The organism is Pseudomonadota bacterium (genome assembly GCA_018817425.1).
GTDB lineage: Bacteria > Desulfobacterota > Desulfobacteria > Desulfobacterales > RPRI01 > RPRI01.
Map to the genome: position 1 here is coordinate 98,157 of JAHITX010000014.1, position 14,525 is coordinate 112,681.

At 38.4% G+C, this 14,525-nt stretch carries 16 protein-coding genes; 2 read left to right on the forward strand and 14 right to left on the reverse strand.

What is annotated here, in order from left to right:
• Positions 1–5: 5 nt before the first annotated feature.
• The 13 genes from fliR to KKC46_03570 form a co-directional block, all read right to left on the reverse strand.
• Positions 6–788, reverse strand: coding sequence for a flagellar biosynthetic protein FliR (gene fliR / locus KKC46_03510; GenBank protein ID MBU1052884.1), 783 nt, complete (start codon positions 786–788; stop codon positions 6–8).
• Between the two features lie 8 nt (positions 789–796).
• A complete protein-coding gene (gene fliQ, locus KKC46_03515) occupies positions 797–1,066 on the reverse strand; it encodes a flagellar biosynthesis protein FliQ (GenBank protein ID MBU1052885.1) in 270 nt (89 codons plus the stop codon).
• Between the two features lie 12 nt (positions 1,067–1,078).
• Positions 1,079–1,888 (reverse strand): flagellar type III secretion system pore protein FliP, encoded by an 810-nt coding sequence (fliP, locus tag KKC46_03520; protein ID MBU1052886.1) that lies wholly within the window; start codon positions 1,886–1,888, stop codon positions 1,079–1,081.
• Complete coding sequence (gene fliO, locus KKC46_03525; protein ID MBU1052887.1) at positions 1,878–2,171, reverse strand: flagellar biosynthetic protein FliO; 294 nt, start codon at positions 2,169–2,171, stop codon at positions 1,878–1,880. The genes fliP and fliO overlap by 11 nt, the downstream gene beginning before the upstream one ends.
• 10 nt (positions 2,172–2,181) lie before the next feature.
• Positions 2,182–2,517, reverse strand: coding sequence for a flagellar motor switch protein FliN (gene fliN / locus KKC46_03530; GenBank protein ID MBU1052888.1), 336 nt, complete (start codon positions 2,515–2,517; stop codon positions 2,182–2,184).
• 3 nt (positions 2,518–2,520) lie between these two features.
• Entirely contained in the window at positions 2,521–3,498 is a 978-nt protein-coding gene (fliM, locus tag KKC46_03535; GenBank protein MBU1052889.1) for a flagellar motor switch protein FliM, read from the reverse strand.
• A gap of 9 nt (positions 3,499–3,507) precedes the next feature.
• Positions 3,508–4,026 (reverse strand): flagellar basal body-associated FliL family protein, encoded by a 519-nt coding sequence (locus KKC46_03540; GenBank protein MBU1052890.1) that lies wholly within the window; start codon positions 4,024–4,026, stop codon positions 3,508–3,510.
• 3 nt (positions 4,027–4,029) lie between these two features.
• Positions 4,030–4,689 carry an OmpA family protein gene (locus tag KKC46_03545; protein ID MBU1052891.1) on the reverse strand — a complete coding sequence of 220 codons (660 nt, stop codon included), beginning with the start codon at positions 4,687–4,689 and terminating at the stop codon, positions 4,030–4,032.
• Positions 4,679–5,410, reverse strand: coding sequence for an OmpA family protein (locus KKC46_03550; protein ID MBU1052892.1), 732 nt, complete (start codon positions 5,408–5,410; stop codon positions 4,679–4,681). The genes KKC46_03545 and KKC46_03550 overlap by 11 nt, the downstream gene beginning before the upstream one ends.
• A gap of 10 nt (positions 5,411–5,420) precedes the next feature.
• Entirely contained in the window at positions 5,421–6,170 is a 750-nt protein-coding gene (locus KKC46_03555; GenBank protein MBU1052893.1) for a MotA/TolQ/ExbB proton channel family protein, read from the reverse strand.
• Between the two features lie 372 nt (positions 6,171–6,542).
• Positions 6,543–8,210: a flagellar hook-basal body complex protein gene (locus KKC46_03560; GenBank protein ID MBU1052894.1), complete on the reverse strand. Its 1,668-nt coding sequence runs from the start codon at positions 8,208–8,210 to the stop codon at positions 6,543–6,545.
• Between the two features lie 80 nt (positions 8,211–8,290).
• A complete protein-coding gene (locus KKC46_03565; GenBank protein ID MBU1052895.1) occupies positions 8,291–8,713 on the reverse strand; it encodes a hypothetical protein in 423 nt (140 codons plus the stop codon).
• Between the two features lie 104 nt (positions 8,714–8,817).
• Positions 8,818–10,602 (reverse strand): flagellar hook-length control protein FliK, encoded by a 1,785-nt coding sequence (locus tag KKC46_03570; GenBank protein MBU1052896.1) that lies wholly within the window; start codon positions 10,600–10,602, stop codon positions 8,818–8,820.
• A 310-nt stretch (positions 10,603–10,912) separates the two neighbouring features.
• On the opposite strand from KKC46_03570, the gene KKC46_03575 reads away from it, so the two are divergent.
• Both KKC46_03575 and KKC46_03580 read left to right on the forward strand, forming a co-directional pair.
• Entirely contained in the window at positions 10,913–11,956 is a 1,044-nt protein-coding gene (locus KKC46_03575) for a hypothetical protein (protein MBU1052897.1), read from the forward strand.
• Positions 11,941–12,828, forward strand: a complete 888-nt coding sequence (locus tag KKC46_03580; GenBank protein MBU1052898.1) for a hypothetical protein — start codon at positions 11,941–11,943, stop codon at positions 12,826–12,828. Before KKC46_03575 ends, KKC46_03580 begins: the two co-directional genes overlap by 16 nt.
• Positions 12,829–12,957: 129 nt before the next feature.
• Here KKC46_03580 and KKC46_03585 read toward each other — a convergent pair whose 3' ends face one another.
• On the reverse strand, positions 12,958–14,451 hold the full coding sequence (locus KKC46_03585) for a YdiU family protein (GenBank protein ID MBU1052899.1): 1,494 nt from the start codon (positions 14,449–14,451) through the stop codon (positions 12,958–12,960).
• Positions 14,452–14,525: the final 74 nt, after the last annotated feature.

Sequence of the window (14,525 nt, forward strand, 5' to 3'; positions counted from 1 at the left end):
ACAATCTATCCATTGATCAAAAACATCGTCTTTATTAACTGTGTGTTTAAATTACCCAGATATTTTTCTATAAAATGCAGCATTACCCATAATGATATGCCGAAAAAAATCAGACCCGTTGCTATCTGAACAGGAAACGCCACTACCATGACATTCATCTGAGGCAAAAGTCTGGTAATAAGGCCGAATGCAATCTGAATGAATAAAATAGTTGCAATTACAGGTGCACCTATCTGAATCGCTATAGAAAACATTTCTCCGGATCTTTTCAAAACCTCAGTAAAGACCTGTTTGTTTATGTGTACCGAACCCGGCTGTATGATTGCAAAGCTTTCTCTGATCGCATTAAATATTATATGGTGTCCGTTTAAAATAAGAAAAAGTACTATGGCAAGTAAATAAGCTATATTGGAAAGAATAGAAGACTGAATACCGCTTTGAGGATCTAAAACATTTGCTATGGAAAACCCTATTTGCATTCCGGCTATTTGACCCATAATGCGGATACCTTCAAAAAATAGCTGGACAAGCAATCCTAAAATCAATCCTATTATCAATTCTCCGATTATCAGGATGCCCATTCCCAATGGTGAGTCGGGATATACTGCCGTGTAAGGACCGCTTACAGGAAAAAGTATAATAGCCAATATAATCGTCAAACCGGCTTTTACCATAACCGGAATAACTTTGGAACTAAAGAAGGGCATCATAAATAAAATAACCCCTATCCTTATAAGGATAAAAAGAAATATCTTGATTTCGCTATATTGTATATTAAGCAGATCCATATAGATTGTTACCTTATAAAATTCGGTATTTGTTCAATAGCGTTTATTGTAAAAGTCATGATATGCCCAAACATCCAACCTCCGAAAATCATAATTCCAAAAAATATGGCGAGTATTTTGGGCACGAATGTAAGCGTCATCTCATGAATCTGAGTTACAGCCTGAAAAATACTGATTATAAGACCTACCGTAAGCCCGATAAGTAAAATCGGAAGTGAAACCAATATTGTTGTTTTAATTGCTTCCTGCAAATAATTTATCACAATGTCAGGCGACATATATTCCTCTTTCTAAAGAAAACTTTTTACCATGGAGGTTACTATCAGGTTCCATCCATCAACCAAAACGAAAAGCATTAGTTTAAACGGCAATGATATCAGAATAGGCGGAAGCATCATCATTCCCATACTCAGCAAAACGCTTGCTACAACCATATCAATAATCAAAAAGGGTACAAACAAAACAAATCCGATAATAAAAGCGGTCTTAAGTTCGCTTATAACAAAAGCAGGTATAAGTGTTGCCATAGAAATGTCTTCCGGCGTTTTCGGCTTTTCGGCTTTAGACATTTTTACAAATATTGCCAAATCTTTTTCCCGTGTCTGTTTGAACATAAATTTACGAATTGGAAGCATAGCCTCTTTGATAGCTGTTTCCTGCGAAATTCTCTTTTCCAGGTACGGTTGCAGAGCATTGTTGTTGATCTCCTGCCATTGCGGCATCATGATAAAAAAAGTCAGAAACATTGAAAGACCGGCTATTATCTGATTTGATGGAGTCTGCTGGGTTCCAATACTTTGCCTTAAAAAGGAAAATACTATAGCAAGCCTTGTAAATGGAGTCATCATTATCAAGATAGCCGGCGCAAGGCTTAAAACGGTCAATAAAAAAAGGATTTGAATCAGTACTGACACCTGTTCAGGATTATCTGCTGACTCAACGCCTATAAGCAATGAAGGCAATGCAATATCGGCTGCCGCTACGCTTTTTGCTCCCAGTATTAACAGCATAGCAACAATGATAGAACAAAATAATATATTATTTATACCCTTTTTACTTGATTGCATAAAAGTTGCGGTATTTATATATTTATTTATCATCTTCATTGCTATCCTTTAACCTGGCCAGACAATTTATAGAGTTCGGTGTAATTCCGATCAAAAGCCTTTCACCCGATATTTCAATTACCTGAATTTTTTCTTTAGGTGATAGATGCATTGATGAAATAACCTTGATAAGTTGTTCTTTACCGGCCCCTTTTTGAAAAAACATAAACCTTTTCATAATATAAAGAACCGAAATTAAAACGGCCAGCACGATAGCGAGCATAGCTGCTGTCTTTAAACCCGTACTTAATAAATTGACCTCGAAAATTCCGTTCATTGCAAATCCCTTATGCCAAAGATTTAATACGTTCGGTAGGGCTTATAATATTTGTTAGTCGTATAGCGAATTTATCTTCCACAACCACAACTTCGCCCTTTGCAATAAGTTTATCGCATATGAATATATCAATAGGATCTCCGATATTCTTATTTAATTCTATAACCGAACCCTGGCCCAACTGGAGAAGGTCATTTATAAGCATTTTGGCCTGTCCCAATTCCACCCGGATTTCGAGAGGGATATCCATAATAAGATCCATATCATATTTTTGATTTGACTCTATCTCTTCCATATCCTGTACGTCATTACTATCTGCACCGTTATTATCATTTAATTTATCCATTTTTTACTCCGAATATACTGTTTCTGCTATCCTTATTGCCTTCTTATTGTTCATTGACCCAACATAACCTTTAAACTTATTTATATCTTCAACACTTACAAGAACCGGATCATCTACTTTCTGGCTCGTAAGCAGTACATCATTTGTTTTCATCTCAAGAAGTTCGCGGCCGGTTATTTTTATTCTGCCCAGTGTACATTTTAAGTTGACCTTCAAATCCTTAATTTTATTTTCTATGTGCGGCCGCCATGTATGGTCTGCCTCAACTTTTTCACTCCGAAAATTATCTTTAAGTTTTTCCCCAATCGGCTCAATCACATCATAAGGCAGACAGATAGTCATTCCTCCGGTAAAATTACCTACATTTACAGCAAACTTTGTAGCAATAACCATATCTGTGGGTTTAGCGATCCCTGCAAATTGAGGATCCATTTCCGTACGTACGCAAACCATCTTCAAATCCTTGATATCAGCCCAGGCCTTTTGCAAATCCGCCAGTATAATATCTACGATCCGGCTTACTAACTTTTTCTCGATAGCAGTAAAGCCTTTTCCTTCCAGTTTTACATGGCTTAAGCCTTTTCCTCCGAAAAGGGTATCCACAAAAGCAAAAACCAGCCATCCCTCAAAAACCAGAAGTGCAAACCCCTTAAGGGGTTCCATTTTAAAAATATTAAGACTGGTAGGCACAGGAAGAGACCGGCAAAAATCACCAAACTTGATCGAATCAATATCATCAATACTTACATCGGCTGATAAACCAACAGTGTCAGGAAGGCTTTCGTTTATAAGATTAAGAAACCGTTCATTTATCATACCCAAAGCCGGCAACTTTAAATGATCCGGGCGACTTTTTTGTGCAAAATCATATAAAGGATTTGCCCCGCCTGTTTCCGGAACATCGGTTTCGGTTTCAACACTTCCTTCGTCTATCCCGCCTAAAAGGGAATCAACTTCATCTTGTGATAATATATTCGCCATAGCTATTTTCTATTGCACTACAAATTCTGTGAAGTATATTTTATAAACAACGTTTCCACCCAGAGCCTGATTAATTCTCGCCAAAAGAGTCTGCTTCAAATCCAGTTTCCCCTCAACAGTATATATTTCTTCAAAAGACCGGCTGGACAGCAGCATTAAAATAGTATCTTTAAGCTGGGTTTTATAATTTTCCAGTTTTTTCTTTTCCGCTTCTCCCACAACTTCTAGTTCCATGGTTATTTTAAGATATTTTTTGCCTGTTCCGGCGTTGTCCATCAGGTTGACTATAAATGATTCAAGCGGGAAAATATGCCGGGCTTCTTCAGTATTCTGTCCATTATGTTTCGAAGTGCTTTCTGAGGCTTCCGCTTTATGACTATCATCGCCGCCTTTTTTCATAAACATACTCCACCCGAAAAACCCGGCGATCCCTATAACCAATACTGCCCCGACTATAATCAATAACTTGCCCATTGGTTTTTTCGGGCTTTCCTTTCCTTCATCGCTGTTTTCTTTTTCTTCCGCCATATTTTATACCTCTTTATGTTTAAATATTATTTCTACTCTTCTGTTTAAAGCTCTGTGCTTTGAGCTGTTATTAGGAAACAATGGACGGGATGCCCCATAACCTCCGACATGAAACCGGGATTCAGGCAGTTTTTTATTTTTTATGAAATAGTCCAGCACGGAAATACCCCTGTATCCCGCAAGTTCCCAGTTAGATTCGTATTTGCCTGATTTAAGAGGTAGGTCATCGGTATGACCCATGATCATAATTTCATTTGAACAGGATTCAATTACAGCGGCAATTGAATCAAGAATCCGGTAGTTTTCCTTCCTCATTGTAAATTTTCCCGTATCAAAAAGTATATTTTCACTAATTGTCACCACAATCCCGCGCTCATCTTCTTTAATGCCGACAGGCTTGTCGATATTTTTAAGTGCTGCTATAATATTTACATACTCACCATTTTTGACATAACCCGGGTATGTTGTTCCTCCTATTGATTCTTTCAGACAGTTTAAAGTCTCTTTTAAAGATTCCCGGTTTATAGAAGACATTGTAAGGATCATTACAAAAAAAGTAATGATAAGCATAATAACATCCGAAAATGTTACCATCCACCCATCTTTGTTTATTGCTTCATCGCCGTTTGCTGCTATTTGTCTTCTTTTAATATTAGTAGACATTGAAGTTAAATCTCTTGTAAGTAAAGTTTCCAGAAGGTGTTTCGGAATATACTTTTTTAACAGGCAAAGCACCTTGAAATATTATCTCGACTCTTCTGTTTTTCTGCCTTGATTCGGATGTATCGTTAGAATCTTTCGGACGCTGGCTTCCGTTTCCATAAGCTGTTATTCTGTAAGGCTTTATCTTGCATTCTTCTATGAAATATTTTTGTAATTGAACAGCCATCAGAGTAGAAAGTTCCCAGTTGGAACTATAACCTTTTTCCTGTGCATCACAATTATCAGTATATCCTATAATCAAAACCGGATAATCTCCCTGATTGATAAAATTTCCCAGTTTTATCAGCAAAGCAATTGACTCCGGTTTAAGAACATGTTTGTTTGTATAAAAAAGAGATTTTTCTCCTATTGTAAGTATTTCTATTCCTGTTTTGCCTTTTATTCCGATGTTTTTATTTATCTTTTTATCCAGCCCGCTCATAATATTTTCCAAATGTTTCTTTTGATCAATTATTGCAGGAGAAGAAAAAGAATTATCATCAGATCTTCCAAACGACTTGCCCAAAGAGTTTATAGCGGTATACTTTTTTTTTTGATTAAGTGTTGCCATTGAATTAAGTAAAATAAAAAATGTCAAAATAATCATAAATAGTGAGACCGTAATAGCTGTTCCAACGTTTCTTACCGTATCGTTACCGGTGTTATTTTTTGTTATAGCCATAATCGAAACCCTAACGGCGGCTAACGGGTACAAATGCTTTTAGTTTCTCTTCAAGAATCCTGGGATTATCCCCGTTTGAAAGCGAAATAACTCCCTGAATCACCATTTCTTTCGTCAATATTTCTTCCTTGCTTCTGGTTTTAAGCTTTCCGGCAATGGGAAGACATACGATATTAGCCATTATAGAACCGTAAAAAGTAGTAAGAAGAGCAACTGACATTGATGGTCCTATTTTACCGGGATCATCCATAGACTGAAGCATTTGAATCAATCCGATCAATGTACCTATCATTCCCAGGGCAGGCGCGTAGGTTCCCATAGTTGTAAATATTTCCGCCCCAAGGCTGTGGCGGTTTCTTATAAAATCAATCTCTGTTTCCAGAATATTTTTTATCTCAACAGGCTCTAAACCGTCTATTGAAAGCTGAATTGCTTTTTTCAAAAACTCGTCATCTAATCCGACAAGTTCTCCTTCCAGTGCAAGCAGCCCTTCCCGCCTGACTTTGTTTGCATAACCGACAAAGGCCCTGATCAATCCTTCACTTTCTGTGTTCTTGGAAAAAAATGCATTTTTTACCACTCTGAAAACACCAAGGATTTCACTTAGAGGATAGTTAATCATTGTTGCTCCAAGTGTACCTCCTCCAACAATCATTAATGCCGGAAAATCTACAAACAGCTTAAGTCCACCGCCAATGAAAATTGCGATAAATACAAGCCCGAATGCTGAAAAAATACCCAAGACTGTGGCTATATCCATAATATCTCACAACTGTTGAGCCAGTTTCAAAACGCCCCATTTTGGCCGATCTCTGCGTTGGGCTCAAATCTCAATCCTCGAAATACTAAATGTATTCCTGTGGTTGAAATTTTCTCCCGCCTTGAGCTTGACCAAACTGAAACGTTTTGAAAGTGGCTCTGTAATTTAAAATTAGCTATCGTTTTTGATATACAGCAACCTTTATGCCAATATAACACAGCCTGGGGATATATTTGAACGCTTATAATAATATCAATATAACAAGATGTTATATATAAGCAGATGAGGGGATGGGGTTGTGTTTGAAGGAGTTTTCGTCAAAGAACAGGGCGGTTGTCAAGATATTGGCAACCGCCCTGTTATGGAATGAAATTAACGTTTTAAATTAATAAGTTCTGAAAGCATTTGGTCGATAGTCGTAATAATTTTAGAATTTGCCTGATAACCTCGCTGGGTGGTAATCATCCTGACAAATTCTGTTGCAAGATCAACATTCGATTGTTCAAGGGAGTTGGGGGAAAGACTTCCAAGTCCGTTACTGCCGGGTTTTCCGGTAATTGGTTCACCGCTTAATCGTGTTTGACTGAAAAGACTGCCGCCTTCCTTATACAACCCCTGTTCATTTTGAAATTTTGCCAGCGCCACACGATAAAGAGGAAGTACCTGGCCGTTTGAATATTCGCCTGTAATAACACCGTCCGTGCCGACTGTTATGCCCTGGAGATCACCGGCTCCGTATCCATCTGCAGATTGAAAGATCGTTGATGAAGCGGATGAAAATTGTGTTGTGGATAAGGCATCGTTCGCCCACTCACTTCCATTAAAGCGGCTTCCGAAGTCAAGTTTAATATTCATTGGAGAACCTGCGATAAATTCAGGGGTAAATGTAAAATATCCTCCGTTTGCAATAGCATCGGTATTGCTTAAAGTCGTCCATGTGCCGTCCCCACCATTCAATTCACAGGATATACTGTCGGTAAGTCCGGAAATATCTCCTGATGTTCCATTGAACTCTATGGTTCCTCTGGCCAAAAGCCCTGACTGGGTCGAATCTGTAATTGTTCTTAAATCTTCTGAAGGATTAACCGTAACAATATATTCCCATACCGGATCGGTGGCTGTTGCACCTTTATCAAAATATATTGTTACATCGTGGGTACTGCCTAGAGAATCATATACCTGAAGGGTTGTCTGATATGAATAGTCTGTATCCACTATATATTCGCCGTTAACATCCGACCCGTCCCATACCGAAGAAAGGGCTGTATTTGGTAAGTTTGAGGTACCGTCTGATATATAAGGATTTACAAATGTACTCCCCACCAAATCGAAAGTGTCCGTGGTAGCGTTTGCAACCGTCCAGGTTCCGTTTGCTTCTGTTGTTCCAACAACCCCTGATATGGTAACTATATCGCCATCGCTATAACCATGACTTGCTGCCTCAATTTCTATAAGCCCACTACCATTATTAGCTGTATCGGTTATGCCTGTAGTCGTACCAGTAGTTGTATTATTGGTTGAACTTGAATCAAGATTCATAATCATGCTCAGATTGCTGGTTTCAGCTGGCGATGAAGTGAATGAAGATAATGTTATATCCATTATTGTGCCCTGATCCTGACCGGTTGCCTCATCCAGTTTCCAGCCCTGTGAAATGAAGCCGGAAGGATTTACGAAATTACCGTCTTTATCGAAACTGAATTCGCCTGCTCTGGTGTAATAATTACTATTCTCGGCACCTGGGTCTCTTACCATAAAAAATCCGGCACCGCCAATGGCAAGATCTGTGCTTGAATCGGTGGATTCAAAAGATCCCTGGGAAAAACTGCTCGAAATATCAGCAAGTGAAGTACCGCGCCCAACCTGTGCCGAACCACCTGTTGTTGCTACGGACTGGCTTAATACATCCTGAAAAGTTACCCTGCTTTCTTTAAAACCTACAGTGTTTACATTGGCGATATTATCTCCGATTACCGTCATTGCGTTTCCAAGGGCATTTAGCCCGCTGATGCCGGAAAAAAGTCCGCTAGATATTGACATATATTTCCTCCTTGTTATTTATGAATGTGTATAATGGTTTATTTAGAACGGCACAGTAAATTTGCTTTTTATTGAAGCCGTTAACTGTTTTGTTGTGTAATCTCAACAATCTGATCAGGTGTTACCTTGTTTTCCCCTACCTTCAGGTATGCAATACCGCCCTGATAAGTAATGCCTGTAACTTCTCCGGTCGCATCGTTAATGGTTTTAACAGTTTTCCCGATATAATCTAATAAGTTATCCTGGTTGCTCGCAGAAAGAGAATTCTGAATTCCTGAAAGTGTTGAGTTCATATTGGTTAGTTGTTCAAGACTGCTGAATTGTGCCAGCTGGGCTGAGAATTCCTGGCCTTCCATAGGGTTTAACGGATCTTGATATTTTAACTGAGTAACCAGTAAATTTAAAAACTCATCTTTGCCCATTTCTTTTTTCGCTTGCGTAGATGCCGATGAACTATCTCCGGTGCCACTTAATTGATTATAATATGTTGAGTCTACTATCATACACACCTCTTTCTCATGTTTTTAAGGTTTTGCCATATTGTGCTGTTTTGTAAAAAACGGCAAATCGTCATACCGGCGAAAACCGATATCTGGAACATATATAATTAAGCTGTTAAATTCAGCAGATTATCTTTGGATGCTTTGATCAAAACGTCAGAAGATATTTCTTCCTTTATATTATCATTTAAAAATAAATTGCCGCCTGTTTCCTGCTGTTGTTTTTGCTCCCGGCCATATCCCTCATTTAGATCCGTTAAAGCACTGCCAAAATTAGAATCAACCTGAATATCCAGCCTGTCCAGCTTAATGCCCTGGCTTGCAAGTACATTTTTCAGATCATGCGAATTAGCAAGAAGCACTTCCTTTGCAGAAGCACTTTCTGCTACCATTTTAAGTTGCAAAACACTGTCTTTAATCTCCATAGATAATTTCACACTGCCAAGCTCGGGTGGAGTTAATTGCAGATTTATAATCCTGTCACCCCTTGCAACAGACTTTGAAATTTGTTTTCCCAAAAGCTCCATAGTATTTGCCGGCAGGAAACTATTGCCCGAACGACGCTCCAGTGCAGAAGACAAGGATTCAAATTTAACAGCAGGTGCACCTTCCTGAAGAATGTCATTAGATTTTAACTGCACGTCTTTGATATTCTTTTCGGGATTAACATCCTTTATATCCGAAATCTTGCCCAAAACATCCTGCCTTGCAGTATCGGTATTTTTAATACCCTGATTGCCATAGTCAGTTCTATGAGTTCCTGTCTTTTGTGCAGATTCCGATAATTGGTTATCTCGAAAAATATGACTTGCACTTTTTTTCTTTTCCTTACCTTGCAAAACTTCCGATTTGAGCTGTGAAAGAGACGGACTGTTTAATTTGAGTTTATAATCTTCATCAGGAGTTACCGATCTTTCGATGATTTTGTCTATAGATACTTTTACATCCATTGGTAATTTATCGGCACTGGTTTCTGCTTTTAAAATATTTTCCTTAAACCGGAAATTATTGTTTTTTTCGGCTGTATCAGCATCAATTATATTACGCATATTATGATTTTGTGATTCTTGAAGAGTTTTAGTTTGCCGGGTTGTTCCGGATATGTCATTTTCGAATTGTTCCAGTGCAGCAATAAATCTATCTATCGAAACAAGGCCGGTTTCTTTATCGGGAGTAATCTTAAGTCCTAGTTTCTCATGTTTTTCCAAAAATTTGGCAGCAGAAATTTTTTCTTCCATCTCGCTGGTTTCTTTATTGGGCCTGTTTTCCAATGTTTTTAATTGTACTATAAGCTTATTTAAATCCAGACCGCCGGAAGCTGACCGGGCAGCGTTCAACACATTATCAGCATCCTTAAGACTCAAGCCTAAGTCTTTTAAAGCGGATTCAATACCTGGCATTACCGATGGCTCCAGGTAGACAGGATGATCAGATTTGTTTTTTCCTGAAGAGTCAGAGGCAGAGGAAAGTAAATGCGTTTCAATCTCGGAAAAAATATCAGATAGTTTTATCTTCCCGTCAGGATTATTTTCCAACAGTTTATCAATGCATAGTTTTGCATCAGTTTTACTATAACCACATTGTGTTAAAAAAAGATTTAAGGTATGGATATCTGACTCTTTCAAATATATTTTTTCTAAAGATTTTCCCTTTTCTAAAAGGCCCGTTCTCAATTTCTCAAGATAACTCAGATTGCTATTTTCTTTCTGATTAAGTTTTATTGATTGAGCAGTTTTTTTGCTTCCATCAGTTTTAAGGAAATTATGCATTGATTTTTTTATTAAGGCTTCAAAATTATTTGCCCCGTTTAACTCTGTCTGCGTTGTTGGGTTTGTGCTTAAACTGCCAAGTAAATTAAGTATAGATTTGGCTATCATTATATTTGTTATCATTTTGAGAAACCCTTTAATAAGTAAGTTTGCAATACATAGAGCAAGCAACGTACCAACTTTTAATATTATTTTATTATTCATTTATTACTTGTAGTTATAAATTATTTGTTTAATTTCTTGCCAAAATAACTGTTTGATAAAGGGAAAATATATTCCGTGTATAAAAGACAACATAGGAAAAAAATTCCCCATTATCCCATTTCTTGATAAACAAAAAAGTTTCTATTGGATTTAAAAAAAGTCCTAAAAATTAACTGGCCAGATGATAGAGTTCATTGACATTTAAGACTTCTTTTCTTATCTTGAATTCATGGAAAAATATACCCTTATTGATTCAAGCCAGGATAAAAAAAGAAAACCGGAAAAAGCTGTATCCATAATGTTACAATCCAGTTCCTTATCAATGATATTTCTATCAAAAACATATTGCCTTTTAGCGCTTCTCATAATCCTGTCTCTATTAGGTTGTGATAACAATGGCTTTAATGAACACAGTGAAAAACCCGTCATATCAGTTGGATGGGGGGCTAAAGCAGGAAAATTCGGACTTGCAATTCCTGATGAAGGAGAAATTGTCGGGCCCCGTACATTTAATATAGACGATAACGGATACATTCATATTTTTGATTCTATAAAGAAAAATATAAAGGTGTTTAATGGGGAAGGCATCTTTCAGAAAAGTATAGGCTCGGATCTACCGGGATACTCATTTGTTGTCTATCGAGGAAACTATTATCTCCTGGACGGCGAAAGCATCTATAAATATACCCTTTCCGGAATACCTGTAGAAACTTACCCAATCGCCCCGGAAATAACTCTTTACGAGGGTTATGGCCAATGGATGCGTATTGATGGTTATGGTGATCTATATATAAGATCTAAAGGCAAGGCCTATAAAATCCTGAAAGGCATCGGGCGGCAAAATACCGTGCTTTCAGGAGAGGAACAATTCAAAAGCGAACGCGGTGGTACCCCTGACAAATCAGGATCATTCTGGTTTACTATAGCCAAGGATAACATAAAACGTTTTAAACTCTGCGTGCATGCTAAAAACGGAAGCTTTATAAATGAATTCCCGATAGAAACAGAAGATATCTTCGGCTCAGTAATATTTCTTGACCAGGATGAAAAAGGAATCATATATCTGGAAACCAAAAGAATTGGCACAAATGGTGTTACCCATCTTGAAATCAGACGGTACCGTAGAAACGGCAGGCTCATCCAGAGCATTGAATTACCTAACAAGTACTACACAACCATCTATAAAAAAATAATTATTGATAAGAAAGGGGACATATATCAACTTCAAACAACACCATCAGGGGTGAAAATCATAAAATGGAACAAATTATGACAAGCAGGAATATATCGTTTGCACTGATTGTTTCTGCATGCCTATTTCTCTTGACGGTTTCGGGTTATGCAGAAGACATCACAAGAGATGAAATTATGGCGAATGCATTTTCATATTCAAATGTCGAGTGGCTCTGTGCAAAACAAAATGCCCGAAAAGACTATAATCTCTTAATTCCGGGGAAACTGTACAAAGGAGTGCCATATAACTGGGGCGGCTTTGATTCAACAAACAAATTTATAAATAAAGTTAAAAAAGGGGCTGTCGCCGGAAATTACAAGAAAAAGTGCGGTAAAAAGCTTTGTGTTCGTGAAGATTTTGCCGGTCTTGATTGCTCCGGCCTGGTTTCCCGCAGCTGGGAAATTAGCAGATACACGACAAAATCATTTCCCGGCATCTCGATAAGAATTCCTCAGGAACTTCTCCAACCCGGAGATATTTTAAATTCGGAAAACAAGCATGTCATGCTGTTTGACAAATTCGACGATGATAACCAGATGTGGGTCTACGAATCCGCTGTCTGGGTAAGAAAGAAAAATGCCCCCCCTGCCGGTGTTGTATACCGGACTGTGGATATCGGCGATGAATACGTGCCCCGGCGGTATTACAAGTTTATCGAAAAGGGAGACCGTGTAAAAACAGATAAAACTATTTTAGCCCTTCGTGAATTAAAAGGTAAGAAAAAGCTTTACGTTCCTGCCGGAACAATAGGTGAAATACTGCAAGCCCCCAAAATCAGAAGCAATGATCCGAAATTGCATACACCTTTAGATGTCTGGGTTTACGTGAAATTTGAAAACGGTCAGGAAGGCTGGGTCACAATAAGACATCTGGCCTTGATTAATACAAAAAAGGAAACTGCACAAAATTAAGGGGTAAACGAACGGCATATAAATTTATTTCTAAAAGTGATAAACCATGCTTGCTAATAGTACTACTCCGATAAATCCGGCCCCCCATGCTACAACCACCATAAGAACTGCAGCGGACCCGTACAGTCATCAGGTTCCGCAAAAAGTTTTATAATTTTTATCACCGTCTTTGGGCAGGTCTTGATACTCGTTTGTTTGCGGCAGCACTTCATATGGTGAGCGAAGAACCTGAAGAAGTTTCTCTGCCGATGCGGCCTTGCCTGTCTGCACACAGTCTTTAATAACTTCTTCAACATGATGATTTCTTGGAATTACCACTGAATTGTTTTGCCGCATCAGTTCCTGTACTTCTAGTGTAACTACGTCTTGCTCACTTAATCTTTTTTGCCAAAGATCAAAACACTCCTCAAGTTTGCTATGCATCAAAGATGCTGAATCTTCAGATGTCAAAGATTTAGTTAAATGATCAAAAGTTAACGTGTAGTCTAAGCGCTTTTCCTTGAGCCGGTTTAAAACAGTATCTATCAGTTTTTTATCTTCCTGATTAAATGATATCAGGCCAAGCTTTTTTTTCATCATTTTCGTATACTCTTTTTCAAACCGGCCGGGAAATTCCGATATCATTGGATTTACCTGATCTAAAGCTTTTTTAGTGTCGGGATTAATGAGAGTTAACAGGCATTCAGCGAACCGGGCTATATTCCAGTGTAGAATTGAAGGCTGATTGCCAAAGGCATATCTACCCATAGTATCTATAGAGCTATAAACGGTTTCGGGATCATAGATTCCCATCATTGCACATGGACCATAGTCGATGGTTTCTCCGGAAAGGGTTATGTTATCGGTATTCATGACACCGTGAATAAAACCGACCCTCATCCAATCAACAACTAATTGAATCTGCTTTTCAATGAATTTATCAATAAGCATAACATATTGATTTTGTCCTTCTGTAATCAATTCAGGATAGTGACGCTTAATAGTATAGTTACACAGAGTTTTGAGAGATTGAAGATCACCCCGGGCTGCGAAGTACTGAAAAGTGCCGATACGTATATGACTTGAAGCAACACGAGTAACGACTGCTCCCGGTACTTGAGTTTCACGAAAAACCGTTTCTCCGGTAGTTACAACTGCCAGACTGCGTGTTGTAGCAATACCTAAGGCTTTCATGGCTTCACTCATAATAAACTCCCGTACAGCCGGACCAAGGGCACAACGCCCGTCTCCTCCTCTTGAAAATGAGGTGCGGCCGGAACCTTTAAGCTGAATGTCAAGCCTTTGCCCGAATTGATCTAATACTTCTCCGAGAAGATGCGCTCTTCCATCTCCGAGTTGGGGAACAAAACCACCAAACTGATGGCCTGCATACGCTGTTGCAATGGGTTCCGATCCGGGCAGTATTTGATTTCCTGAAAAAACTTGTGCCAGGGTATGCGAATCATTTTTCAATTCATCCGAAATCATTAGCTGCTTAGCCAGGGTGGAATTCCACAAAAAGAGTTGCGGATCACGAACAGGTGCAGGCCGTATCTTTTCGTAAAAAACCCCATCTAATTTTGCGTAAGAATTTATAAAATTCAATTTAAACCTCCACGAGGAAAATATAACGTATATGGGCATCCACCAGTTGCTTGGAATGTCTTTATGCTGCTATAATTATTTAATGATGCGATCCAAATTGACCTAAAGTATAC

Bases quoted from the DNA above. Each gene is read 5' to 3' on its own strand.
- KKC46_03570 (MBU1052896.1), bottom strand. From the start codon at position 10,602: ATGATAACAAATATAATGATAGCCAAATCTATACTTAATTTACTTGGC.
- KKC46_03545 (MBU1052891.1), bottom strand. From the start codon at position 4,689: ATGTCTACTAATATTAAAAGAAGACAAATAGCAGCAAACGGCGATGAA.
- KKC46_03540 (MBU1052890.1), bottom strand. From the start codon at position 4,026: ATGGCGGAAGAAAAAGAAAACAGCGATGAAGGAAAGGAAAGCCCGAAA.
- fliM (MBU1052889.1), bottom strand. From the start codon at position 3,498: ATGGCGAATATATTATCACAAGATGAAGTTGATTCCCTTTTAGGCGGG.
- fliQ (MBU1052885.1), bottom strand. From the start codon at position 1,066: ATGTCGCCTGACATTGTGATAAATTATTTGCAGGAAGCAATTAAAACA.
- KKC46_03550 (MBU1052892.1), bottom strand. From the start codon at position 5,410: ATGGCTATAACAAAAAATAACACCGGTAACGATACGGTAAGAAACGTT.
- KKC46_03555 (MBU1052893.1), bottom strand. From the start codon at position 6,170: ATGGATATAGCCACAGTCTTGGGTATTTTTTCAGCATTCGGGCTTGTA.
- KKC46_03575 (MBU1052897.1), top strand. From the start codon at position 10,913: ATGGAAAAATATACCCTTATTGATTCAAGCCAGGATAAAAAAAGAAAA.
- fliP (MBU1052886.1), bottom strand. From the start codon at position 1,888: ATGATAAATAAATATATAAATACCGCAACTTTTATGCAATCAAGTAAA.
- KKC46_03585 (MBU1052899.1), bottom strand. From the start codon at position 14,451: ATGCCCATATACGTTATATTTTCCTCGTGGAGGTTTAAATTGAATTTT.
- fliN (MBU1052888.1), bottom strand. From the start codon at position 2,517: ATGGATAAATTAAATGATAATAACGGTGCAGATAGTAATGACGTACAG.
- KKC46_03560 (MBU1052894.1), bottom strand. From the start codon at position 8,210: ATGTCAATATCTAGCGGACTTTTTTCCGGCATCAGCGGGCTAAATGCC.
- KKC46_03580 (MBU1052898.1), top strand. From the start codon at position 11,941: ATGGAACAAATTATGACAAGCAGGAATATATCGTTTGCACTGATTGTT.
- fliR (MBU1052884.1), bottom strand. From the start codon at position 788: ATGGATCTGCTTAATATACAATATAGCGAAATCAAGATATTTCTTTTT.
- fliO (MBU1052887.1), bottom strand. From the start codon at position 2,171: ATGAACGGAATTTTCGAGGTCAATTTATTAAGTACGGGTTTAAAGACA.
- KKC46_03565 (MBU1052895.1), bottom strand. From the start codon at position 8,713: ATGATAGTAGACTCAACATATTATAATCAATTAAGTGGCACCGGAGAT.